General features: G+C 66.9%; 18 protein-coding genes and 1 riboswitch. Of the genes, 9 read left to right on the forward strand and 9 right to left on the reverse strand.

Annotation, left to right across the window (positions count from 1 at the left end):
• Positions 1-47: 47 nt before the first annotated feature.
• A complete protein-coding gene (locus ACS0OT_RS14740) occupies positions 48-1334 on the reverse strand; it encodes a sensor histidine kinase (RefSeq protein ID WP_005418277.1) in 1287 nt (428 codons plus the stop codon).
• Complete coding sequence (locus ACS0OT_RS14745) at positions 1321-2034, reverse strand: response regulator transcription factor (protein ID WP_005418278.1); 714 nt, start codon at positions 2032-2034, stop codon at positions 1321-1323. The genes ACS0OT_RS14740 and ACS0OT_RS14745 overlap by 14 nt, the downstream gene beginning before the upstream one ends.
• Positions 2035-2164: 130 nt before the next feature.
• On the opposite strand from ACS0OT_RS14745, the gene ACS0OT_RS14750 reads away from it, so the two are divergent.
• From ACS0OT_RS14750 to ACS0OT_RS14765, 4 genes are all read left to right on the forward strand, one after another.
• Entirely contained in the window at positions 2165-3868 is a 1704-nt protein-coding gene (locus ACS0OT_RS14750) for an ArnT family glycosyltransferase (protein WP_329953694.1), read from the forward strand.
• Positions 3869-3980: 112 nt separating this feature from the next.
• Complete coding sequence (locus ACS0OT_RS14755; RefSeq protein WP_329889015.1) at positions 3981-4748, forward strand: phosphatase PAP2 family protein; 768 nt, start codon at positions 3981-3983, stop codon at positions 4746-4748.
• On the forward strand, positions 4745-6394 hold the full coding sequence (locus ACS0OT_RS14760) for a phosphoethanolamine transferase (RefSeq protein WP_065179478.1): 1650 nt from the start codon (positions 4745-4747) through the stop codon (positions 6392-6394). Before ACS0OT_RS14755 ends, ACS0OT_RS14760 begins: the two co-directional genes overlap by 4 nt.
• A 603-nt stretch (positions 6395-6997) precedes the next feature.
• Positions 6998-8962 (forward strand): M2 family metallopeptidase, encoded by a 1965-nt coding sequence (locus ACS0OT_RS14765; protein ID WP_164093579.1) that lies wholly within the window; start codon positions 6998-7000, stop codon positions 8960-8962.
• A gap of 103 nt (positions 8963-9065) precedes the next feature.
• Here the strand turns inward: ACS0OT_RS14765 and ACS0OT_RS14770 are convergent, their stop codons facing one another.
• The 3 genes from ACS0OT_RS14770 to ACS0OT_RS14780 all read right to left on the reverse strand — a co-directional run bounded on the left by ACS0OT_RS14770 (position 9066) and on the right by ACS0OT_RS14780 (position 11794).
• The gene (locus ACS0OT_RS14770) at positions 9066-9458 is read right to left on the reverse strand and encodes a hypothetical protein (protein ID WP_005418286.1); all 393 of its coding nucleotides are present in this window, start codon (positions 9456-9458) and stop codon (positions 9066-9068) included.
• Positions 9459-9526: 68 nt separating this feature from the next.
• A complete protein-coding gene (locus tag ACS0OT_RS14775) occupies positions 9527-10423 on the reverse strand; it encodes a siderophore-interacting protein (protein ID WP_139727493.1) in 897 nt (298 codons plus the stop codon).
• Between the two features lie 144 nt (positions 10424-10567).
• Complete coding sequence (locus ACS0OT_RS14780) at positions 10568-11794, reverse strand: multidrug effflux MFS transporter (protein WP_065185519.1); 1227 nt, start codon at positions 11792-11794, stop codon at positions 10568-10570.
• Between the two features lie 299 nt (positions 11795-12093).
• Positions 12094-12196, forward strand: a riboswitch (glycine riboswitch).
• Between the two features lie 62 nt (positions 12197-12258).
• On the opposite strand from ACS0OT_RS14780, the gene gcvP reads away from it, so the two are divergent.
• Positions 12259-15126, forward strand: coding sequence for an aminomethyl-transferring glycine dehydrogenase (gene gcvP, locus ACS0OT_RS14785; protein WP_005418289.1), 2868 nt, complete (start codon positions 12259-12261; stop codon positions 15124-15126).
• A gap of 92 nt (positions 15127-15218) precedes the next feature.
• Here gcvP and ACS0OT_RS14790 read toward each other — a convergent pair whose 3' ends face one another.
• The 3 genes from ACS0OT_RS14790 to ACS0OT_RS14800 form a co-directional block, all read right to left on the reverse strand.
• Positions 15219-15629: a VOC family protein gene (locus tag ACS0OT_RS14790; RefSeq protein ID WP_005418291.1), complete on the reverse strand. Its 411-nt coding sequence runs from the start codon at positions 15627-15629 to the stop codon at positions 15219-15221.
• Positions 15630-15815: 186 nt separating this feature from the next.
• Complete coding sequence (locus ACS0OT_RS14795) at positions 15816-17183, reverse strand: amino acid permease (protein WP_164093581.1); 1368 nt, start codon at positions 17181-17183, stop codon at positions 15816-15818.
• Between the two features lie 82 nt (positions 17184-17265).
• A complete protein-coding gene (locus ACS0OT_RS14800) occupies positions 17266-17988 on the reverse strand; it encodes a helix-turn-helix transcriptional regulator (RefSeq protein ID WP_005418296.1) in 723 nt (240 codons plus the stop codon).
• Between the two features lie 114 nt (positions 17989-18102).
• On the opposite strand from ACS0OT_RS14800, the gene ACS0OT_RS14805 reads away from it, so the two are divergent.
• Both ACS0OT_RS14805 and ACS0OT_RS14810 read left to right on the forward strand, forming a co-directional pair.
• Positions 18103-20184 (forward strand): catalase, encoded by a 2082-nt coding sequence (locus ACS0OT_RS14805; RefSeq protein WP_164093582.1) that lies wholly within the window; start codon positions 18103-18105, stop codon positions 20182-20184.
• Between the two features lie 22 nt (positions 20185-20206).
• The gene (locus tag ACS0OT_RS14810) at positions 20207-20611 is read left to right on the forward strand and encodes a hypothetical protein (protein WP_164093583.1); all 405 of its coding nucleotides are present in this window, start codon (positions 20207-20209) and stop codon (positions 20609-20611) included.
• A gap of 9 nt (positions 20612-20620) precedes the next feature.
• Here ACS0OT_RS14810 and ACS0OT_RS14815 read toward each other — a convergent pair whose 3' ends face one another.
• Positions 20621-21361, reverse strand: a complete 741-nt coding sequence (locus tag ACS0OT_RS14815; RefSeq protein ID WP_065178227.1) for an alpha/beta fold hydrolase — start codon at positions 21359-21361, stop codon at positions 20621-20623.
• Between the two features lie 140 nt (positions 21362-21501).
• On the opposite strand from ACS0OT_RS14815, the gene ACS0OT_RS14820 reads away from it, so the two are divergent.
• Positions 21502-22041, forward strand: a complete 540-nt coding sequence (locus ACS0OT_RS14820; protein ID WP_005418303.1) for a hypothetical protein — start codon at positions 21502-21504, stop codon at positions 22039-22041.
• Between the two features lie 14 nt (positions 22042-22055).
• Positions 22056-22346 carry a hypothetical protein gene (locus ACS0OT_RS14825; protein ID WP_032954416.1) on the forward strand — a complete coding sequence of 97 codons (291 nt, stop codon included), beginning with the start codon at positions 22056-22058 and terminating at the stop codon, positions 22344-22346.
• Positions 22347-22384 lie beyond the last annotated feature (38 nt).

Raw genomic sequence — 22384 nt, forward strand, 5'->3', positions numbered from 1 at the left:
TCTTCACGCCGGGTCATGCCGCAGCGCGAAGCAAGTCGGCCGTCCGATCAGGCGGGGCGCGAAGCGCCGAAGTCCAGGGTGACACGCGTCCCGCGCGGTTGGCAGGGCTGCAACTGCAGCGTCCAGCCCAGGTGCTCGCACAGCCGCGCGATCAGGTCCAGGCCGATGCCACTGCCTCGATCGGCACGCTCACCGCGGGCCATGCGCGCGTGGATCGCCGCGATCTCCTCCGGGCTCATCCCATGCCCGGGGTCCTGCAGCGTCAGTACCGCCGACGAACTCAGCTGCAGCTCGATATGGCCGCGGCCGCTGTTTTCGATGGCATTGCGCAGCAGGTTGCCGATCGCCGCCTGCACCACCGCCAGCGGCGCGACGATATCCACCGGCGCGGCCTGGATACCGATGCTCAGGTCCTTGTCGCCGAGCAGGTGTCGATGGTCGTCGACGATCTCCGGCAGCAGCTGGTCCAGTGCGATGCGCTCGGCACGCGCGGCCAGGCGCGCAGGATCACGCGCCAGCACCAGCAGCAGCTCGATCAGCTGCTCCACGCTCTGTGCCGTGCGCAGGACCCGCTGCATCTGCTGGCGGGCACGTTCGGGCAGGCCCGGTTGCTCCAGCGCCAGCTCGGCTGCACCGGTCATCACTGCGATCGGCGTGCGCAGTTCATGGCTGGCGGTACTGATGAAGACCCGCTCACGCTCGACGAACTGCTCGTTGCGGTCCAGGTAGTCGTTCAGCGCATCGGCGATGGTGTGCAGCTCGGAACTGCCGCGCGGGTCGACCTCGATGCGCTGGCCCTGAACGCCCGGCCGCAATGCGCCGATGTGCTGGGCCAGCAGGCTCAACGGGCGCACCATGCGTTCCATACCGAAGGACGCCATCAGCACGGTGACGAAGATCATGATCACCCCGGCCAGCATCACCCAGCGCGTGGCGAACTGCTCCAGGTCATGGAAGTCGGAGATGTCCAGCGCCAGCGCGACACGTCCCATCGACCGGGTCTCGCGCACCATCACCGCCGTCTCCCGGCCTTTGATCATCACGCCGTCGTGAAGGCCCGGATGCAGCGTACGCAGGCTGTCAGGCAGGTTGACTGCATCGAAGCGGTACAGGCTGAGCGTGTCCGAATCCTGCCAGCGATAGTGCGGCTCATGCTCGACGTGCTCGACGATGCTGTCCAGTTCGGAATTGAGCAGCGCGCGCCAGGCGGCATGTTCGGCGTGTTCGTGCACGTAGTTGCCGACGCTGAACACGGCGATCGACAGCAGGGCCAGGTAGCCCAGCAACCACCACACCACGCGCCGGTACAGCGGGCCCGGCCTACGCGCCTTCATCATCATCCTTGCCTGCACCGGCGGCCGCGGTCACCGCAAGGCGATAACCAACCCGCGGCAGGGTGTGGATCAGCTTGTCGGCAAACGGACCGTCGACGCTGCGGCGCAGCTCGTAGACATGCGAGCGCAGCAGGTCACCATCCGGTGGCTCATCGCCCCACAGGGCGAACTCCAGCTGTTGGCGGGTGACCGCACCGGGGCTGGCACGCATCAGCACCTCCAGCAGCTTGCGGCAGGCCGGGTACAGGTGGAGTACCTGCCCCCCCCGCTGGGCTTCGAGGGTCGCCAGGTCCAGCACCAGGTCGCCCACCTGCAGGCGCTTGCGCGGGTTTCGGCCCTGCGCACGCAGCAGCAGCGCCTCCAGCCGAACTTCCAGCTCGGGCAGGGCGAACGGCTTGGTCAGGTAGTCGTCGGCACCTGCGCGGAATCCGGTGATCTTGTCCGGCAGCTCGTCGCGCGCGGTCAGCATGATCACCGGCACCTCCGAAGCGTGCTCGGCGCGCAGGCGACGCAGCACCTCCGGCCCCTCCATGCGTGGCAGCATCCAGTCCAGGATCACCGCGTCGTAGGGGTGGCTGCCGGCCAGGTGCAGGCCGGTGATGCCGTCCGGGGCCACGTCGAGCACATGCCCGCGCGACTCGAAGTAGTCGAACAGGTTGGCCACCAGCTGGCGGTTGTCCTCGATCACCAACAGACGCATGCACGAAACATCCACGGAAGTTCGTACCATGGTAGCGCTGCGCATGTCGGAATGCGGTCGCCCCGGCCTCCTCTGACGCTTTTCCAACCCCCGCCACCTCAAAATGCCCGTTTTGCTCCCGGAGCCTGCCGTGCCCGTAGCCCTGCCCCGCCGTTGGCGCCTGCCCCTGTTGTGGCTGTTGATCGTTGCTGCGCTGGCAGCGGGGATCGGCCTTCGGCAGCCGCAGCCACCGGACGAGCCGCGCTTCGTGCTGGCGGCCCGCACCATGGTCGAAAGCGGGCAATGGCTGCTGCCGCACCGGGGCGTGGAGCTGTATGCGGAGAAGCCGCCGGTCTTCATGTGGCTGCAGGCGGCGGCCTACGAGATCGTCGGCAGCTGGCAGTGGTCGTTCCTGCTGCCGTCGCTGCTGGGCGCCCTGCTCAGCCTGTGGTTGGTGTCGGATCTGGCACGCCGACTGTGGTCACCGCGGCATTCCCTGTACGCCCTGGCGGCGCTGTTCTGCACCCTGCAGTTTGGCCTGATGGCCAAGCGCGCGCAGATCGACATGGTGCTGGTCGGCATGACCACGGTGGCCCTGTGGGGCTTGATGCGCCACCTGTGCGAACGCCACAACCTGGCTGCCTTGTGGCTGGCGGGGTTCGCCGCTGGCCTCGGCACGGTGACCAAAGGCGTGGGTTTCCTGCCGCTGCTGATGGTCCTGCCGTGGTTCGGCTGGTGGCTGTACCAGCGTCGCCGCGGTCGCAGCGTGGACGGCCCCCACCCGGCAACGCTGCTGTGGCTGATCCCGGCCTTCCTGCTGGGCGTGTCGGTGTGGCTTGCCCCGCTGGGCTGGGCGCTGCTGCACACGCCCAGCGCCGAACTGCAGGCCTACGCGCATGAACTGTTGTTCAAGCAGACCGGTACCCGCTATGCCAACGCCTGGCACCATCGCCAACCGGCCTGGTACTACCTGCAGGTGATCCTGACCCTATGGCTGCCGGGCAGCCTGCTGCTGCCGCTGCTGTTCAAGCCGTGGTGGCGCCGCATCCGCCGGGGCGACCGCCGGCAGTGGCTGCTGCTGGGCTGGGCGCTGCTGGTGCTGGTGTTCTTCAGCGCCAGCCCGGGCAAGCGCGAGGTCTATGTGCTGCCGATGCTGCCTGCGATGGCACTGGCGGGTGCGCCGTTGTTGCCCGGCTTGCTGCGCCGGCTGTGCGTGCGCCGCTATCTGTTCGGCTACAGCGTGGTGCTGATGCTGGCCACCGGCGTGCTCGGCGTGATGCTGATGACCGAGCACCCGTGGGCCTTGGCGCAACTGGAGCGCCGGGCCATGCCCGATGCGCTGCTGCCGGTGCTGGGTGATGGCCTGCTGACCTTCGCCATCGCGCTGGCCACGCTGGTCGTCTGGTTGCGGGTGCGCCGCGCCACGACACTGGTGCTGTTGACCCACGGCATGCTGTGGATGCTCTACGGCCTGGTGCTGATTCCGGCACTGGATCCCTACGCATCGGCATCGGCGCTGATGCGCCGCGTCGGCGCACGGATCGGTCCGGACGCCGAACTGGCGCTGGTCGCCTGGCGCGAGCAGAACCTGCTGCAGGCTGACCGCCCGGTACGCGAGTTCGGCTTCAAGCGGCCCTGGGCCGAGCAGTGGCACGACGCCGGCCCGTGGGTGGCCGAGGCGCCGGACAAGCGCTGGCTGCTGGTGCTGGACGAGGCGATGAGCCCCTGCGTGGATCCGGCCAAGGTGATCGATATCGGTGTTGCCAACAGGAATCGTTGGCAACTGCTTCCCGGTACGGCCTGGGATCCGCAATGCCACGCCGAACGGGCCGGCTCGACCGCCGAAGAAGACTGAACGTTGACTCGTGCCGGGCAAGCATTAACCCGGCGCGAACGAGCGTCCGACCCTTCTCCGACATGCAGGTGACGAGCATGACTGCGGATTCCCGAACCCGCCTTCCCTCAGCATGCCCGTTCGTCCCCTTGATTCGATCGCGCCGCTTGCGACATCGCCACTGGCGTCAAGATTCGCCGCAACTCACTTTTGGCTGCCTGTCGCAATCGGTCTGCCCGTGTTTGCGCTGCTGATGGGGTTCGGCGGCGACCAGTGGGTGGCCGACCACCTGTTCCGTCTTGAGGGCGGCCATTGGGCATTGCAGGACGCCTGGATCACCCGCAGCGTCGTGCACAAGGCCGGTAAATGGTTGAGCACTGCGGCGGCGCTGGTCGTGCTCCTGCTGTGCTTCCATCACTGGCGTAAAGGACGCGATCACACCCTGCGGTGGGCGCTGCTTTATGTCGTACTTGCCCTGGCGCTGGGCACCGGCGTGATCTCCCTGCTGAAGTCGCTGGTGCCGATGGAATGCCCGTGGGATCTGCTCCGCTACGGTGGCCACCAGCCTTTCATCGGGCTTTTCACGGCGCGCCCCGCAGGCATGGCCGCGCAGGCCTGCTTCCCGGCGGGCCACGCCAGCGCGGGTTATGCATGGTTGTCCCTTTACTTTTTTGCCCTGCTGTGGCGCCCTTCATGGCGCTGGGCCGGGTTGTGGATCGGTCTTGGCACCGGTCTGGTGTTCGGCATCAGCCAGCAGCTGCGCGGCGCGCACTTCCTCTCGCATGACGTCGCCACCGCATTGATCTGCTGGCTGCTTTCGCTCGGCCTGTATCTGATCGTCAAACGCGTCCTGACACGCCGTCAGCGGGACCGTCCCAACCGCCAGGAGGCAAACGCATGAGTGCATCGGTCCAATGGCCCGCCCGCCTCCCCGCCCTTGCGGGTCTGCGCCACTGGCGGCCGCAGCTGTCCACCGAAGCGCTGATCGCGCTGACCAGCCTGTTCTTCGCGGTAGCCGGGAATGGCCTGTTCTGGCACAGCGCGATGGCCAGCCATCCAGGCAGCCTGCGCTACGCGCTTTCGCTGCTGCTGTTGCTGCTGGGCGCTCACGGCGTGCTGCTGGGCATCCTGGTCTGGCGCTGGAACGCCAAGGTGGTGATCAGCCTGTTGCTGCTGGTGACCGCATTCGCCGCGCACTACATGAGCCGCTACCACATCTACCTGGATGCGGACATGCTGCGCAACGTGCTGGCGACCGACCCCAAGGAAAGCCGCGAGCTGATGACCGTGTCGCTGCTGTGGCCGGTACTGTTGCTGGCGGTGTTGCCGATGGCGGTGTTGTGGCGCGTGCAGCTGCGTCGCCGCAGCTGGGGCCGCAGCCTGCTGTGGCGACTGGGGTTCCTGGCGGTGGCCGCGGTGACCGCCGTCGGCGGCGCGTTGATCTCGTTCCAGGATGTTTCGGCACTGATGCGCAACCAGCGCGAAGTGCGTTACCTCGCCACCCCGGCCAACGTGCTGCTGGGCATGCCGCGTGCGCTGCGTGGCGACAACCCGGTGCAGCGCGCACCGAAGCTGCCGATCGGCACCGACGCCAAGGCCACGCCACGCGCCCCGGCCAGCAAGCCGCGCCTGCTGGTGATCGTCATGGGCGAGACCGTCCGTGCGCAGAACTGGGGCCTCAACGGTGGCCGCAACACCACTCCGGAACTGGCACAGGCCAGCGTGATCAATTTCCCGGACATGCACTCATGCGGCACCAGCACGGAGGTCTCGCTGCCGTGCCTGTTCTCGCCGTGGGGCCGCCACGACTACGACGAGAAGAAGATCCGTGCGCACCAGTCGCTGCTGCACGTACTGAATCGCGCCGGCATCGCGCCGCTGTGGCGTGACAACCAGTCCGGCTGCAAGGGCGTGTGCGAGGGCCTGGACTTCCAGTCATTGTCCGACGCCACTACACCGGGCCTGTGCGCCGATGGCCGCTGCATGGACGAGATCCTGCTGCAGGACCTGGCCACCCAGGTGCGGGCCAAGCCCGGCGACCGGGTGGTGGTGCTGCACCAGCTGGGCAACCACGGCCCGGCCTACTTCGAGCGCTACCCGCCCGCCTTTGCCCGCTTCAAGCCAACCTGCGACACCCGTGACATCGGCCGTTGCTCGCGCGACGAGATCACCAACAGCTATGACAACGCGGTGTTGTACACCGATCATTTCCTGAGCAAGACCATTGGTACCCTGCAGGGCATGCAGGATTACGACACGGCGATGATCTACCTGTCCGACCATGGTGAATCGCTGGGCGAGAAGGGCCTGTTCCTGCATGGCGTGCCGTATGCGATCGCACCGGCCGAGCAGACCCGCGTACCGATGACGATGTGGTTCTCGCCGGGCTTCGCCAGCAGCCGTGGGTTGGATCTGCAGTGCGTGCGCAAGCGTTCGGCGGCGTATACCGACCACGACAACCTGTTCCCGTCGGTGCTGGGCCTGATGCAGGTGAAGACGGCGCTGTACGAGCGCGACCGCGACGTGTTCGCCAACTGCGAAGGTTGAGGGTTGTTCGGCAGGGCTTGCAGCCCTGCACCTGCAGGGGCAACGGCAACGGCCGAAGCAACAGCAGAAGCGGGTTTCCTGAGGGGTGGCGGGGTGGGTCCGGTTGCGGGGTACGCTGCAAGTACGTCCATGTAAGCTCGGTCGCCGCATCCATGCGGCTCACGCCCCCGCAACCGGACCCACCCCGCCTTCGACAGTTTTCCGCGATCTGTTGGAACGATCTTGGGGTCAGATCCGTTTTCCGGAGGAAAACGGATCTGACCCCATTTTGATTGTCGATACCTGACAGATGTGTCGACCAAGGTCGACACCTACCAACAGCCGCCACGATCTGTCAGACGTGGGGCGGTGTGGGCTTGCAGGACCGTTGGCGCCATGGATGGCGCCATCGAGCCCCCATGGATGGGTTTACGGCGTGTCCTGCAAGCCCACACCGCCGCGCCATCCCACGGATACCCCGCTGTTGCGGTTGCTTCGGCGGTTGCTGTTGCTTGTGCTCTGGCCTCTGCGGGTGCCGGGCGCCGCCCGGCTGACGTCCGCCACTTGCGGTGGCAGCGACGGCCCACTAGCCTTCGGCCGTCGTTCACCACCCAAGGACCGCCCGTGAAACACCGTCATCTCCTGCTGGCCTCGGCAATCGCCGCCGCCACGCTGGCCCTGGCCGCCTGCAAGAAGGAAGCTGCCCCAGGCACCGATACCGCCAGCAGCAGCGCCCCGGCCGGTGAAACCGCCGACCAGTTCGTGGCCCGCATCAATGCCGAATTCAAGGCCGCTTACCCGGAGATGACCTCGGCGCAGTGGCTGTCCTCCACCTACATCAACGGTGATTCGGAACGCATTGCGGCCAAAGCCAACGAGCGTTCGCTCACCCAGCTCAACAGCTGGATCGAACAGGCCGCCAAGTTCGACGGCAAGCCGATGAGCGAGGACAGCAAGCGCGCGATCCACCTGCTGAAGCTGATGTCGTCGATGCCGGCGCCGCGCGACCCGGCCAAGCTGGCCGAGCTGACCCAGATCGCCACCCGCATGGAAGGCAGCTACGGTGCCGGCAAGTACTGCACCGATGCCAATGATCCGAACTCCTGCCGCCAGCTGGGCGAGCTGGAACAGGTGCTGGCGCGCAGCCGCGACTATGACAAGCAGCTCGACGCCTGGCAGGGCTGGCACAGCACCACCAAGAGCATGCGCGGCGACTACCAGAAGTTCGTCGGCCTGGTGAACGAAGGCGCCAAGGGCATGGGCTTTGCCGACGCCGGCCAGATGTGGCGCAGCGGCTACGACATGCCGCCGGAGCAGATCGGCCCGGAAACCGATCGCCTGTGGGAACAGGTCAAGCCGATGTACGAGCAGCTGCACTGCTACGCACGCGGCAAGCTGGACAAGACCTACGGCAAGGACAAGGCCGAAGTGGGCAACGGCCTGATCGCCGCGCACCTGCTCGGCAACATGTGGCAGCAGGACTGGTCGAACCTGTGGGACCAGCTGGAACCCTACCCCGGCGCCGGCAGCCTGGACATCACCGCGGCACTGGAAAAGCAGTACCAGACCAACCTGAGCGCGGCGCTGGCCAAGGCCGGCAAGGACGCCAACGTGGCCGCCCAGTACAAGGCGCAGCGTGAGGCCGAACTGCGTACCGCCAAGCAGATGACCGAGCGCGCGCAGGACTTCTACGTGTCGCTGGGCATGCCGTCGCTGCCTCAGTCCTATTGGGAAAAGACCCAGTTCATCAAGCCTGACGACCGCGACGTGGTCTGCCACGCCAGCGCCTGGGACATGAACATGGAAGGCGATGTGCGCACCAAGATGTGCATCAAGCCGAACGAAGAGAACTTCACCACCATCTACCACGAGCTGGGCCACATCTATTACGACCTGGCCTACAACCCGCTGCCGCCGCTGTTCCAGGGCGGTGCCAACGATGGCTTCCATGAGGCGATCGGCGACACCATCGTGCTGGCGATGACGCCCAAGTACCTCAGCTCGATCGGCCTGGTCGATGCACCGACCGAGAGCCGCGAAGCGGTCATCAACAACCAGATGCGCATGGCGCTGTCGGGCGTGTCGTTCCTGCCGTTCGGGCTGATGATCGACCGCTGGCGCTGGGGCGTGTTCGATGGTTCGATCACCGCCGACAACTACAACAAGGCGTGGTGGGACTTGAAGGCCAAGTACCAGGGCGTGGCCCCGGCCAGCACCCGTGGCGAAGAATTCTTCGATCCGGGCGCGAAGTACCACGTGCCGGGCAACACCCCGTACACCCGCTACTTCCTGGCCCGCATCCTGCAGTTCCAGTTCTACAAGGGCCTGTGCGATGCAGCCGGCTACAAGGGCCCGCTGCACGAGTGCACCTTCTACGGCAACAAGGAAGCCGGCCAGAAATACTGGGCGATGCTGAGCAAGGGTGCCAGCCAGCCGTGGCAGGCCACGCTGAAGGAGCTGACCGGCACCGACAAGCTCGATGCCGGCCCGATGATCGAGTACTTCACTCCGGTCAACGAGTGGCTGAAGCAGCAGAACGAAGGCCAGATGTGTGGCTGGCAGGCCAACGCCGCCCCGGCGGCGAAATGAGAAAAGGGGCGGGTCCGCAAGGATCCGCCCCTTTCTGTAGCGCCGGCCGCTGGCCGGCAGCTACGCGATGAAGACCCAGCGGCCGGCTTTTCCGGAATGCCTGTCAGCTGTCCTTCTTCGCCGCCATCGCCGCGGCCAGTTCCGCCTTGAATTCCTCGAAGGTCTGGCCCTTCTCTTTCGCTTCGGCGTGCGCGGCATCGCGCAGCGCATCGGAGTACATCAGGCGCACCGGCGTGCCGTTGCGCTCGTGCAGTTCACCGGCCTGCATGATCAGCGCCAGTACCTGTGCGGCGGAGTCACTGTGGCCGGCGATACGGCCGTCCATGCCCAGCACCCATTCGCCGTCGCGGCGCACGACACCGGCCAGCAGGGTGCGCTGCGCGTCGCGCAGTTCGGCATGCGGCTCCACCGGCGAGGCCTGGGCAGCGGCCTTGTTGGCGGCCTGCTTTTCCTGGCGACGGCGCTGGTCGCGGCGGGTCTTGGAGCTGGTGGACATGGTGCAATACCGCTGCGAGGGGGGCGCAAGGATAGCGCACCCCACCCGCCACGCCGCTTCACACCCCCTCAATCCAGCACTTTGCCGTGCCGCCAGTAGCCCATGAAGGTGATCGCGCGGCGGTCCAGCCCGCAGTCGCGGACCAGATGGCGACGGATCGCCATCACCGCCCCCGCCTCGCCTGCCACCCAGGCATACAGCGGCCCGGCCACGCTGGCATCGGCCTGTTCCCAGAGGATCTGCGCGTCAACGTCGATCTCTTCCAGTTCGTCGCCAGCGGCCACGCTCGAGGCGGCTGCCAGCCGCGCCTGCACCGCCTGCAACAGCGGCGCCCCGTACGCCGCGCGCCCGCGTGGCAGCCAGACCAGCTCGGCGGAAGCCGGTGCCTTCAGCGGCACCGCGTCGCCGGCCTGCGCCACTTCCAGCAAGGCCAGCGTACGCGGCGGATCCACCATGGCCGCCAGTTCCTCAAGAATGCCAGCCACCGCCGGTAACGCGGTTTCATCGGCCACCAGCAGCACCTGGCCGACGCCGGCCGGCGGCTTCCATTCCCAACCTTCACTGCTGTCGGCGCAGTCGGCATCGGGAGCCAGCAACACCACACGGTCGCCGGGGCGTGCATGGATGGCCCAGCGTGAGGCCGGCCCGGTCTCGCCATGCAGCACGAAATCAACATCAACCTCGCCCAGCTCTGCACGCAGCTGGCGGATGGTGTAGGTGCGCATCGGCGGGCGCTGATCGTCCGGCAGCGCCCGGTAGCGCGGATACCAGTCCTCGCCGCAGGGCACCTGCGGCAGGTCCTGGCCAGGCAAGGGGAAGAACACCTTGATGCGCTGGTCCGGGCCTTCGGTCTTCATCCGCGCCACGTCGGCGCCGGTGAACACCATGCGATCCAGGGAAGGGGAAAGAACGCGGCGCTCCTTCAGCGCCACCTCGAACAGGCGGTAGGTCTGCTGCGCAGCCATTTGGGGGAAACCTCATGCAACGACATCGGATCGGCTGGCTGTCGTGCATCCACGCACCGGCTGGCTGGAGTGCCCAGCCTAGTCCGGCCGTTCCCTGCCGCAAGTGTTTCGGGCGTCGTGGCCCGCCCTACCCCTGCGCGCTGCTCAGTGACCCGTGCAGGCTGCCTGCGCCGCACGCTCGCGCTGGTGTTCCCAGTACCAGAACACGAAACCGGCGCCGAAGAACGCCGCCTGGCCCAGTGCCAGGTGCAGCGGGCTACCGCTCAGCAGTGGTGACACCACGCCGGCCACCACGGTGCTGATCATCAGCTGCACAAAGGCCTGCAGCGACGAGGCCAGGCCGCGCTGATGCGGGTACATGTCCAGTACCGCCAGCGCCAGGATCGGGAAGATCAGCGCCATGCCCATGCCCCCCAGGAAGATCGGCAGTACCGCCCATGGCAGTACGAACTGTGGCGACAGCACCACGTAGCCAACGTTCAACAGCACCGACAATGCGCACAGGCCGAAACCAATGGAGACCTGGCGGGTGGGCGTGGTGTGCCCGGCCATGCGCCCGGACAGGAATGAGCCGGTGGTCATGCCGCCGATGGTCGGGATGAACAACCAGGCAAACCCGCCCTCGCCCAGGTGCAGGTGCTGCATCACGAACACCGGCGCCGAGGAGATGTACAGGAAGATTCCACCAAAGCCGATGCTGCCGGCCAGCGCCAGGCGCAGGAAGCGTGGATTGAAACCGATGCGCACGTAATCACGCATCAACGCGCGCGGTGACAACGGCACGCGCGCTTCGACCGGATGGGTCTCGGGCAGGTAGCGTGCAGTGGCCGCCAGCAGGACCAGCGCGAACACCACCAGGAACCAGAAGATCAGCGGCCATCCCGCGCCACTGAGCAGGATCCAGCCACCGATGATCGGCGCGATGGCCGGGGCGATGCCGAACAGCATGGACACCTGGCTCATCAGCCGCTGCGCGTCATGGCCGTGGTACAGGTCGCGGATCACCGCGCGGCCGACGATCATGCCGACACCCGCCGACAGGCCCTGCAGGGCGCGGAAGGCCAGCAGTGTGGTCAGGTCGGTGGACAGTGCGCAGCCCACCGAGGCGCCGACGAACACCACCAGTCCACCGAGGATCACCCGCTTGCGGCCCCAGGCGTCGGACAGCGGGCCGTGCGCCAGGCTCATCAGGCCGTAGAACAGCAGGTACACGCTGATGGTCTGCTGCACCGCCACCTCGTCCACCGCCAGGCGCCGGGCCAGTTGCGGGAAGGCCGGGAAGATGGTGTCGATCGAGAACGGGCCGAACATGGCCAGGCCGGCAAGCAGCAGGGCCATGCGGCGGGTGGAGGGAGCAACAGCGGCGGTCATGGGAAAGGCGTCCGGCAGGGCCATGCGTGGCACGCACGGCGGGCGCCGGTCCCCGTCTGCAGGGAGGGCGCCAGATGAATTCAGGTATCTGGCCATCATAGGTGGGGATTGCGCCTGATGCCATGCAGCGATGCACAAAACGCACGTCCGGGCCATCGGCCATTCAGGCCCAGCGGCCAGGCCCGTAGACGGCCAGCGGGCCCGCAACGGGCTATAATCGGCGGGCAACACGGTGGGAGAAGCGGAACACCGCTGCCGAAGGCGCAACGCCCGTAATCGCTCAGGCCCGATACCACCCGTAACAGAACTCTGGAGAGACCGGTTCGATCCGGCGCCGAAGGGGCACGAAGCTGCGGTCCGCCGCGCTTTTAAACTCTCAGGCAAAAGGACAGAGGGGCGCCCCGCAGACCGCCGACCGGCGGCTTGTGCCCGTGCGTGTGCCCTTTCCTGACGGATCCTTCGCCATGTCCCAGAACACCCCTTCCCTGCGTGAGCTCGAGCACCACAATGCGTTCGTCGAGCGCCACATCGGCCCCAACGATGCCGAGATCGCGCAGATGCTCGACGTCGTCGGCCACGCGTCGCTGGATGCGATGACCGATGCCATCGTGCCGGCCAAGATCAAGTCGCCGGCGCCGCTGGCGCTGCCGGAGTCGATGACCGAAGTGCAGGCACTGGCGAAGATCCGCGCGATCGCCGACAAGAACACCGTGCTGCGCAGCTTCATCGGCCAGGGCTACTACGGTACCCACACCCCGAACGTGATCCTGCGCAACATCCTGGAAAACCCGGCCTGGTACACCGCCTACACCCCGTACCAGGCCGAGATCTCGCAGGGCCGCATGGAAGCGCTGATCAACTTCCAGACCCTGTGCGCCGACCTGACCGGCATGGAGATCGCCAACGCCTCGCTGCTGGACGAAGCCACCGCCGCCGCTGAAGCGATGACCCTGGCCAAGCGTTCGGCCAAGTCGAAGTCGGACACCTTCTTCGTGCACGACGCCGTGCACCCGCAGACCCTGGAACTGCTGCGTACCCGCGCAGAACCGATGGGCATCGTGCTGCGCGTCGGCACCCCGGCCGAAGCACTGGAAGCGGAAGCCTTCGGCCTGCTGCTGCAGTACCCGGACACCTTCGGCCAGGTCGGCGACTACAAGGCGCTGGTCGAGGCCGTGCATGCACGCGGCGGCCTGGTGGCCGTGGCCACCGACCTGCTGGCGCTGACCCTGCTGGCCGCTCCCGGCGAATGGGGCGCGGACATCGTGGTCGGCAACAGCCAGCGTTTCGGCGTGCCGTTCGGCTTCGGCGGCCCGCACGCCGCGTTCATGGCCTGCCGTGACGCCTACAAGCGCTCGATGCCGGGCCGCCTGATCGGTGTCTCCATCGATGCCCAGGGCAACCCGGCCTATCGCCTGACCCTGCAGACCCGCGAGCAGCACATCCGCCGCGAGAAGGCGACGTCGAACATCTGTACCGCACAGGTGCTGCTGGCGGTGATGGCCTCGATGTATGCGGTCTACCACGGCCCGGAAGGCCTGACCCGCATCGCCCGGCGCACCCACCGCCTGGCCTCGATCCTGGCTGCGGCACTGCGCAACGCCGGCGTGCAGGTCGGTGGCGACTTCTTCGACACCCTGCACATCACCGGCGTGCATGCCGATGAGATCCACGCCAAGGCACGCGCCGCCGGCTACAACCTTCGCGCGATCGACAGCGACTCGGTCGGCATCAGCCTGGACGAGACCGCCACCCGCGCCGACGTGGTCGCGCTGGCCGCCGTGTTCGGCGCGCAGGCTGACGTCGAGGCGCTGGACGCCAGCACCGCCGACGCGCTGCCGGCGGGCCTGCTGCGCCAGTCCGCGTTCCTGACCCACCCGGTGTTCAACACCCACCACAGCGAGCACGAACTGCTGCGCTACCTGCGTTCGCTGGCCGACAAGGACCTGGCGATGGACCGCACGATGATCCCGCTGGGTTCGTGCACCATGAAGCTCAACGCCACCGCCGAGATGATCCCGGTGACCTGGCCGGAGTTCTCGCAGATCCACCCGCTGGTGCCGGCCGACCAGGCGCTGGGCTACAAGGAACTGATCGACACGCTGGAAGCGATGCTGGTCGAATGCACCGGCTACGACGCGGTCAGCCTGCAGCCGAACTCCGGCGCGCAGGGCGAGTACGCCGGCCTGCTGGCGATCCGTGCCTACCACCGCTCGCGCGGCGAAGGCCACCGCGACATCTGCCTGATCCCGGACTCGGCGCACGGCACCAACCCGGCCTCGGCGCAGATGTGCGGCATGAAGGTCGTGGTGACCAAGACCGATGCCAACGGCAACGTCGACGTCGAGGACATCCGCCTCAACGCCGAGAAGTACAGCGACCGCCTGGCCGCGATCATGATGACCTACCCGTCCACGCACGGCGTGTTCGAGGAAGAGGTGGTCGAGATCTGCGAGATCATCCACAAGCACGGCGGCCAGGTGTACACCGACGGCGCCAACATGAACGCCCTGGTCGGCGTGGCCAAGCCGGGCAAGTGGGGTTCGGACGTTTCGCACCTGAACCTGCACAAGACCTTCTGCATCCCGCACGGCGGTGGTGGCCCGGGCGTGGGCCCGTGCGCGGTCAAGGAGCACCTGGCCCCGTTCCTGCCGGGCAAGCTGGGTGACAACGGCCCGGTCGGCATGGTCAGCGCGGCCAGCTTCGGCAGTGCTTCGATCCTGCCGATCAGCTGGATGTACATCGCGATGATGGGCCGCGAAGGCCTGCGCAAGGCCACCCAGGTCGCGCAGCTCAACGCCAACTACATTGCCAAGCGCCTGGCTCCGCACTTCAAGACCCTGTACACCGGCCGTAACGGCCTGGTGGCGCACGAGTGCATCCTGGACGTGCGCCCGCTGGAGAAGACCAGCGGCATCGGTGCCGAGGACGTCGCCAAGCGCCTGATCGACTTCGGCTTCCACGCCCCGACCCTGAGCTTCCCGGTGGCCGGCACGCTGATGGTCGAGCCAACCGAGAGCGAGTCGCTGCACGAGCTGGACCGTTTCATCAACGCGATGATCCAGATCCGAGAGGAAATCAGCGCGATCGAAGACGGTCGCCTGGACCGCGAGGACAACCCGCTGAAGAACGCCCCGCACACCGCCACCGCGGTGACCGCCAGCGAGTGGACCCACGCCTATCCGCGTGAACTGGCCGCCTTCCCGCTGGCCAGCCTGAAGCAGAGCAAGTACTGGCCGCCGGTGGCACGCGTCGACAACGTGTACGGTGACAAGAACGTGATGTGCGCCTGCATCCCGGTCGATGCCTACAAGGATGATGAAGTCGAGGCTTGATTCCTCACTGCATCGATAAAGAAAACGGCCCGCGCAAGCGGGCCGTTTTCATGAGGGCGTGTGGACCAGGGTCCACACCCACAATTACCCGATCACGGGTCCGGCATCTGTCCCAGGCTCAACTGCCACGATACGCCGAAGCGGTCCTGCACCCAGCCATAGCGGTTGCTGAAGTCGTAGTCACCCACCGGCATCAGCCAATGGCCGCCCTCGCCCAGCACGCGTGCCGCACGCTCGAACTGCTCGGCACCGGAGCACTCGACGAACAGCGAGATCGACGGGCTGAAGGTGAAGTCGTGCACATCCAGGCTGTCGAAACACAGGTAATGGGTGCCACCGAGCAGGAAGATCGCCTGGCGGACCTGGCCGGGCACGCCGGCGCCGGCCCCCTCGGGGTGGCGTTGCAGGGCCAGCAGGCGGAAATCGGCGAAGGCTTCGGCGTACAGGGCCAGGGCGGCCTCGGCCTGGCCGGTGAACATCAGGAAGGGACGGCTGCGCAGCATGCGGTACTCCTGGTCGACGGGCCGCTGGCGGCCCACGCGATCAGGATGGCACGGCGGATGTATGCCTGCTGTAGAGCCGAGCCCGCGCTCGGCTGGCGGCCACGCGAACAGCAGCCGACCGTAGGGTCGGCTCTACAGAACATTCGGCGACCGCAACCGACCGTGGGGCCGGTTCTACAGCGGCAGTCACGCCTGGCGCATGCGCCGTGCGATGGCGCTGCCGGCGGCAATCGTGGCGGTCAACGCCACCATCGACAGGAACTGCAGGCGGGTGTGCGACTCACTCAGCAGCAGGCCGAAGATCAACGCCAGGATCGCCAGCGCGCAGCAGGTCAGCCACGGGAAACCGGCCATGCGGAACGGCAGGCGGGTACCCAGGCGATCGGCGCGGCGGCGCAGTACCAGCTGCGAAACCAGCGACAACGTCCACACCAGCAGGCAGGTGGAACCGACGATGTTGAGCAGTACCGGCAGCACCCGGTCCGGGAACAGCAGTTCCATCACCGTCGCAGCGAAACCGAACAGCACGCTGGCCAGCACGGCGATCACCGGCACCTGGCGCGGATCGGTCCAGCCCAGCACCGCCGGCGCCTCGCGGCGCTGCGCCAGCGAATACATCATGCGCGAGGCGCCATAGAGGTTGGCGTTGAGCGCCGACAGCAGCGCGATCACCGCAATCAGCGTGATGGCGGTACCAGCGCCCGGGATGCGGGCGATATCGAGCACGGCGGCAAACGGCGACTTCAGCGCCTCGCTGGTCCACGGCACCACGGCGATGATCACGCTCAGCGAGCCGATGTAGAACACCAGGATGCGCCAGGCCACGGTACGGATGGCACGGGCGATGCTGCGTTCGGGATCTTCGGTTTCGGCCGCCGCAACGGCGACGATTTCGGTGCCGCCGAAGGCAAAAACGACAACCAGCAGCGCCGCACCGATCCCGGCCAGGCCCTTCGGTGCGAAACCGCCGTGTCCGGTGAAGTTGCTCAGGCCAGGTGAGGTGACCTGCGGCAGCCAGCCCATCAGCAGTGCCACGCCGATGGCAATGAAGGCCAGGATCGCCGCCACTTTCAGGATGGCGAACCAGAATTCGAACTCGCCGAAGTTCTTCACCCCGAGCAGGTTGATCGCAGTGAAGAACAGCATGAAGGCCAACGCAGCCATCGGCACCGGCACCACCGGCCAGACGGTGGCAAGCAACCCGGCCGCACCGACCGCCTCGGCGGCGATCACGATCACCAGCTGCACCCACCACAACCAGCCGACCGTGGCGCCAGCGGTGGCGCCCATGGCATCGGCGGCGTACACCGAGAACGCGCCGCTGGTCGGTTTGGCCGCCGCCATCTCGCCCAGTGCGTTCATCACGATGATCACCAGCGCGCCAGCGACCAGATACGAGACCAGAACCGCCGGACCGGCCGCCTGCACACCCACGCCCGAGCCGAGGAACAGGCCGGCGCCGATGGCACTGCCCAGGCCCATCATGATCAGCTGGCGGGGCTTGAGCGAATGTCCGAGGCGGGACGGCGAAGCGGTCGGAATCGAATTGGGCATCGGCGGGGCTGGCGGCGGGCTACAGGGGCGACACCTTACCCTGTCCCAGGCCCGCGGGGATAGGCACAGCGCAGCAGGGGGCTCAGGCCAGTGCGGGCTCGCCGACGTTGCCGCCGATCCGGGCGCGATAGGCGCGCGGCGAGAAACCGGTTTCAGCCTTGAACTTGCGGGTGAAGGCGCTCTGGTCGCTGAAACCGCAGGCCTGGCCGATGCAGGCAATGCTGTCGTCGCCATGCAACAGGTGCATGGCCATCTGGATCCGCAGCCGGGTCAGCACCTGCTGCGGGGTCATCTGGAACACCTTGCGGAAACTGCGCTCCAGCTTGGACAGCGAGAAGCCGGTGATGTCCAGCAGGGTCTGCATGCGCACGTTCTCGGCGTAGTGCGCGTTGAGGTGGGCCAGGGCCAGCCGCAGCTGCTCGTACTGGGCGCCCAGGCTGTCCTTCTGGCCCAGGTCGCGGGAAATGCCGATCAGGCCCTCGATGGCGCCATCGACCAGCAACGGGCGCTTGCAGGTCAGGCACCAGCCCGGTTCGCGGTTGGCGAACAGGTGCAGCTCCATCAGGTTCTCGATCACCTCGCCGGACAGCACGCGGGCGTCCTGGTCGACATAGTCCGCGCTGAGGCCGGTCGGGTAGATCTCGGCCGCTGTGCGCCCGATCACGTCCTTGCGTGCGCGCAGGCCCAGCCGTCGCAGCATGGTCTGGTTGACGTGGGTATACCGCCCCTGGCGGTCCTTGATGAAGAACAGCACATCCGGGATGGCGTCGAACAGGGCTTCGATGTCGGCGGGCTCGACTCGCATGGGGCAAGCATACCCGAGCCTGCTTTTGCCCGTACGTTCACCTTTGCCGGACCTGGGTTTAACGGGTTCGGTTCCAGTGTCGTGGTTCCCTTGATGATCCGGAGCCTCCCCCCCATGGCCGCCAGCAAGCCGACCGGCAAGCGCGCAACCGAAAACCACCCCCGCGGCAACGGCGATGAACTGCACCCGCGCGCCGGCGGCAGCCACCCGGCGATGACCACCGATCAGGGCATCCCGGTGGCAGACAACCAGAACTCCCTGCGGCAGGGACCTCGAGGACCCACGCTGCTGGAAGACTTCATCCTTCGCGAGAAGATCACCCACTTCGATCACGAACGCATTCCCGAGCGCATCGTGCACGCACGTGGCAGCGCGGCACATGGCTACTTCGAGTTGACCCGGTCTCTGGCCGCCCACACCCGGGCGCGCATCCTGACCGAGGTAGGCGTGAAGACGCCCGTGTTCACCCGCTTCTCGACCGTGGCCGGTGGCGCAGGGTCGGTGGACACTCCGCGCGACGTGCGCGGCTTCGCGGTCAAGTTCTATACCAAGGAAGGCAACTGGGATCTGGTCGGCAACAACATCCCGGTCTTCTTCATCCAGGACGCCATGAAATTCCCGGACCTGGTGCATGCGGTGAAGATGGAACCAGACCGTGCGTTCCCGCAGGCGGCTTCGGCCCATGACACCTTCTGGGACTTCATTTCGCTGATGCCCGAGTCGATGCACATGATCATGTGGGCGATGAGCGACCGCGCCATTCCGCGTTCGCTGCGCATGATCGAAGGCTTCGGGGTGCACAGCTTCCGCCTGCTGAACGAGGCGGGCGAGTCGACCTTCGTCAAGTTCCATTGGCGGCCAAAGCTGGGCATCCAGTCAACGGTCTGGGACGAAGCGTTGAAACTGCAATCGGCTGACAATGACTTCCATCGCCGCGACCTGTTCGAGGCCATCCAGCGAGGTGATTTCCCCGAGTGGGAACTGGCGGTACAGCTGTTCACGGAAGAGGAGGCCGAGGCATTTCCGTTCGACCACCTGGACCCGACCAAGATCATTCCCGAATCGCTTGTGCCGTTGCAGGTGATCGGGCGCATGGTGCTGGACCGCTGGCCCGACAACTTCTTCGCCGAGACCGAACAGGTGGCGTTCTGCCCGGCCAACGTGCCGCCGGGCATCGATTTCAGCAACGATCCGCTGCTGCAGGGCCGCCTGTTCTCCTACCTGGACACCCAGCTGCTGCGCCTTGGCGGCCCGAACTTCCACCAGATCCCGGTGAATGCTCCGAAGTGCCCGTTTGCCAATCATCAGCGCGATGGCCACATGCAGATGCAGGTGCCCAAGGGCCGCGTGGCCTACGATCCCAGCTCGCTGCAGGACGACACCCCGCGCGAGACACCGGCCGGTTTCCGCAGCCATGCCAGCGCCGACGATGGCCGCAAGGGCCGCACGCGTGCGGAGAGTTTCGCCGACCACTACAGCCAGGCCCGGATGTTCTTCCGCAGCCTTGAAAAGCCGGAGCAGGCGCACCTGGCATCGGCGCTGGTATTCGAGTTGTCCAAGGTGGAAACGCTGAAGGTGCGGGTGCGCACCGTCAGCCACCTGCGCAACATCGACGAATCGCTGGCCCGGCGCGTGGCCGATGGTCTGGCGTTGCCTGCACTGCCCGACGCGGCGCCGACTGCTACCCCGGTGCGGGACATGCCCCCCGCTCCCGAGGTGCGCGTGATCGGGCGCAACAAGCCCATCCTGCAGGGTCGCTGCATCGGCGTCCTGTTCGATGAGGGCTCCGATGCCCGCGTGATCGCCAGCCTGAGCAAGGCCGCTCGGAAGGCAGGTGCGGAGGTGAAGCTGGTGGCACCAAAAGTGGGAGGCGCCACGCTGAGCGATGGGGCGATGCAGGCGGCGGATGGGCAACTGGCGGGCACGCCATCGGCTGTGTTCGATGCGGTGGCCGTGGTGCTCAGCCCGGAAGCCGCGAAGGCCTTGTCGAAAGAGAGTGCAGCCGTCGAATTCGTCAGCCAGGCGTGGGCGCACCTGAAGGCCATCGCCAGCGACGCAGGCGGCCAGACGCTGCTGAAGGCGGCGCGGGTCGGCAACGATGCCGGCATCGTCGAAGCGGAAGACGCCAAGGCTTTCCTGGCAGTCGCCGCCACCCGCCAGTGGGCGCGTGAGCCCAAGCTGCGCCTGCTGGCCTGACCACTACAACAGGAGAACCGTCATGCCCCGTGGTGACAAATCCGCATATACCGGGAAACAGAAGCGCCAGGCCGAGCACATCGAGGACAGCGAGCGCGAGCGCGGCGCGAGTGAAGGCACCGCCGAGCGCATCGCCTGGGCCACCGTGAACAAGCAGGACGGTGGCGGCAAACGTAGCGGCAGCGCACGCAAGGGCACGAAGAAGGCGGCGAGCAAGAAGGCGCCTGCGAAGAAGGCGGCGGCAAAGAAGGCACCGGCTCGTAAGACCGCCACCAAGAAGGCCGCAAAGAAGACAGCGGTCAAGAAGGCCGGTACAGCCGCCTCGCGCAGTGCTGCAGCGAAGAAGGCGGCCAAGACCCGTGCGGCGAAGAAGACAGTGCGCAAGGTGGCGGCCAGGAAAGCGGCACGTACCCGCGCCCGCAGTTGAGCGCATCGTTCAACGCGGCAACGTCCTCATCCACGCGGCCACTTCGGCTGCAGCTGCGTCGGCACGCGCCTGCAGCAGCAGATGTGGCCCCTCCAACGACACATGGCGGGCATCGGGCAACAGGGCCTGCAGCTCGGCCACGCTGGGCGGCCACAGCAGGCGGTCGTGGCACGCGTGCAGGCACAGCGTCGGCACCTGGATTGCTGGCAGCAATGCACGCACGTCGACCCGCAGGGTCGCTGCGGCGCGTTGCCGCAACGTGCTCGTCGGAGTCCTGGCCAACGCATCGCGCAGCATCGACGTGTGCCCGCGGGTGTACCACGGCCCCAGCAACAGGCGCGCCAGCAATGCCACGGGAGGCAGCGGCCAGGCCGGCGACAGCAGGGCTGCGCTGGCTGCCGGCAGTGGCACCGGGCGACGCGCAAAGGTCGCTGCAAGCACCAGTCCGCGCAGCCCGGTGGGATGGCGCGTGGCCAGTTCAACAGCCAACGGGCCCGAGAAAGACTCGGCGAGCAGGATGAAGGGACGACTGGGCAGCTGCGACCACAGCCGTTGGGCAAGCGTGGCGTGATCCTGCGGTCCCTGCGCGGGCAGCGTGATCGCCTGCGTTGTCAGACCGTAAGCCTGGAGTGCCGACAGGAACGGGGGCGACAGCCTGCTGGAGCCATCCAGACCGGGCAGCATCAGCACGTGCTGCGGCGCGGCCGATGCAGGGAAACAGATCGGCGTTTCCTCGCTCCCGATTCCCATGCCACCTCCTTTGCTGGCAAGCATCACCCACATCGGCAGGCAACGGAACCCCTGCTCCGGCTGTCCTGCTGCTTTGCCGGCCAATGTTGGGCAATACTACCCGCTCTGCCGCGGGACGCGGCTACCCGGGAGAGCCGTTGATGCGATGGACCTGCGCGCTGGCCATGATGGCCATGATGCTGCCACTGAACAGCTCCGCCAGCGATGGTTGGATAAATGGGGATGGCAAGGCGTTGACGGAGACCGATGCCATGAAATCCAGCGGCGGCTTCGCGGCATCGCTGCTGGTCACTTCCGATGCCGACTGGCGGGCCAAGTGGGAGACCCCGCCGGAGACCACTCCCGGCTTCAACGAGGCCAACGAAGTCCACCTGGGCGGTGAGTTGTTCCTGCTGACATTCCTCTCCAACCCGCAACTGGACGAGAACCGCGTACCCAAGGTGCACTGCGATCTGCGCATGCTGCGCCCGGACGGCAGTACCAGTATCGACGAACGCGATGTTCCCTGTTTCACCGCCGCCCTGACCGGCCCGCCAAACCTGCTGTACATGACCAACCTGCACCTGAAGTTCGTCGCTGAGGCCGGTGATCCCAAAGGCACGTGGACTGCGCAGGTGGTGGTCCGGGATCTGCTGCGGAAGGTGAGCCTGCCGCTGCAGGCCCGCTTCGACGTCCGTTGAACCGGGGCATGCGGATGAAGATGCGGCGACTCCTGAGCTGGACCGGTCTTGCGCTTTGCGTGGTCTACCTGCTGTTGACCGCATGGCTGGTTCACGGCGCGCAGTCGGAGGGGGACCCGAAGGGTACCTATATCCTGATGGCGCTCCCCATCACCCTGCAGTCTGCCGCACTCGATGCCATCGGCGCAGGCGGCCTGCTGCGTGGCAAACCCTGGTCGACCGCATATGCAGTGCTGGTTCCGCCGACACTGCTGTTGCTGTACGCCGCCGGCTGGCTGATCGAACGCTCAGCCCGCGGGCGCTAGCCCGCGGCGTCGGTCCGGTGGGGTGCGTCGACGCCCTG

This window comes from Stenotrophomonas maltophilia group sp. RY12688, assembly GCF_052149045.1.
In the GTDB taxonomy this organism is placed as follows: Bacteria; Pseudomonadota; Gammaproteobacteria; order Xanthomonadales; family Xanthomonadaceae; genus Stenotrophomonas; species Stenotrophomonas sepilia.

Excerpts from the sequence above, each read along its gene's own strand:
- ACS0OT_RS14740 (WP_005418277.1), bottom strand. The coding sequence starts at position 1,334 with ATGAAGGCGCGTAGGCCGGGCCCGCTGTACCGGCGCGTGGTGTGGTGG.
- ACS0OT_RS14745 (WP_005418278.1), bottom strand. The coding sequence starts at position 2,034 with ATGCGTCTGTTGGTGATCGAGGACAACCGCCAGCTGGTGGCCAACCTG.
- ACS0OT_RS14755 (WP_329889015.1), top strand. The coding sequence starts at position 3,981 with ATGCCCGTTCGTCCCCTTGATTCGATCGCGCCGCTTGCGACATCGCCA.
- ACS0OT_RS14760 (WP_065179478.1), top strand. The coding sequence starts at position 4,745 with ATGAGTGCATCGGTCCAATGGCCCGCCCGCCTCCCCGCCCTTGCGGGT.
- ACS0OT_RS14770 (WP_005418286.1), bottom strand. The coding sequence starts at position 9,458 with ATGTCCACCAGCTCCAAGACCCGCCGCGACCAGCGCCGTCGCCAGGAA.
- ACS0OT_RS14775 (WP_139727493.1), bottom strand. The coding sequence starts at position 10,423 with ATGGCTGCGCAGCAGACCTACCGCCTGTTCGAGGTGGCGCTGAAGGAG.
- ACS0OT_RS14780 (WP_065185519.1), bottom strand. The coding sequence starts at position 11,794 with ATGACCGCCGCTGTTGCTCCCTCCACCCGCCGCATGGCCCTGCTGCTT.
- gcvP (WP_005418289.1), top strand. The coding sequence starts at position 12,259 with ATGTCCCAGAACACCCCTTCCCTGCGTGAGCTCGAGCACCACAATGCG.
- ACS0OT_RS14790 (WP_005418291.1), bottom strand. The coding sequence starts at position 15,629 with ATGCTGCGCAGCCGTCCCTTCCTGATGTTCACCGGCCAGGCCGAGGCC.
- ACS0OT_RS14795 (WP_164093581.1), bottom strand. The coding sequence starts at position 17,183 with ATGCCCAATTCGATTCCGACCGCTTCGCCGTCCCGCCTCGGACATTCG.
- ACS0OT_RS14800 (WP_005418296.1), bottom strand. The coding sequence starts at position 17,988 with ATGCGAGTCGAGCCCGCCGACATCGAAGCCCTGTTCGACGCCATCCCG.
- ACS0OT_RS14805 (WP_164093582.1), top strand. The coding sequence starts at position 18,103 with ATGGCCGCCAGCAAGCCGACCGGCAAGCGCGCAACCGAAAACCACCCC.
- ACS0OT_RS14810 (WP_164093583.1), top strand. The coding sequence starts at position 20,207 with ATGCCCCGTGGTGACAAATCCGCATATACCGGGAAACAGAAGCGCCAG.
- ACS0OT_RS14815 (WP_065178227.1), bottom strand. The coding sequence starts at position 21,361 with ATGGGAATCGGGAGCGAGGAAACGCCGATCTGTTTCCCTGCATCGGCC.
- ACS0OT_RS14820 (WP_005418303.1), top strand. The coding sequence starts at position 21,502 with ATGCGATGGACCTGCGCGCTGGCCATGATGGCCATGATGCTGCCACTG.
- ACS0OT_RS14825 (WP_032954416.1), top strand. The coding sequence starts at position 22,056 with ATGAAGATGCGGCGACTCCTGAGCTGGACCGGTCTTGCGCTTTGCGTG.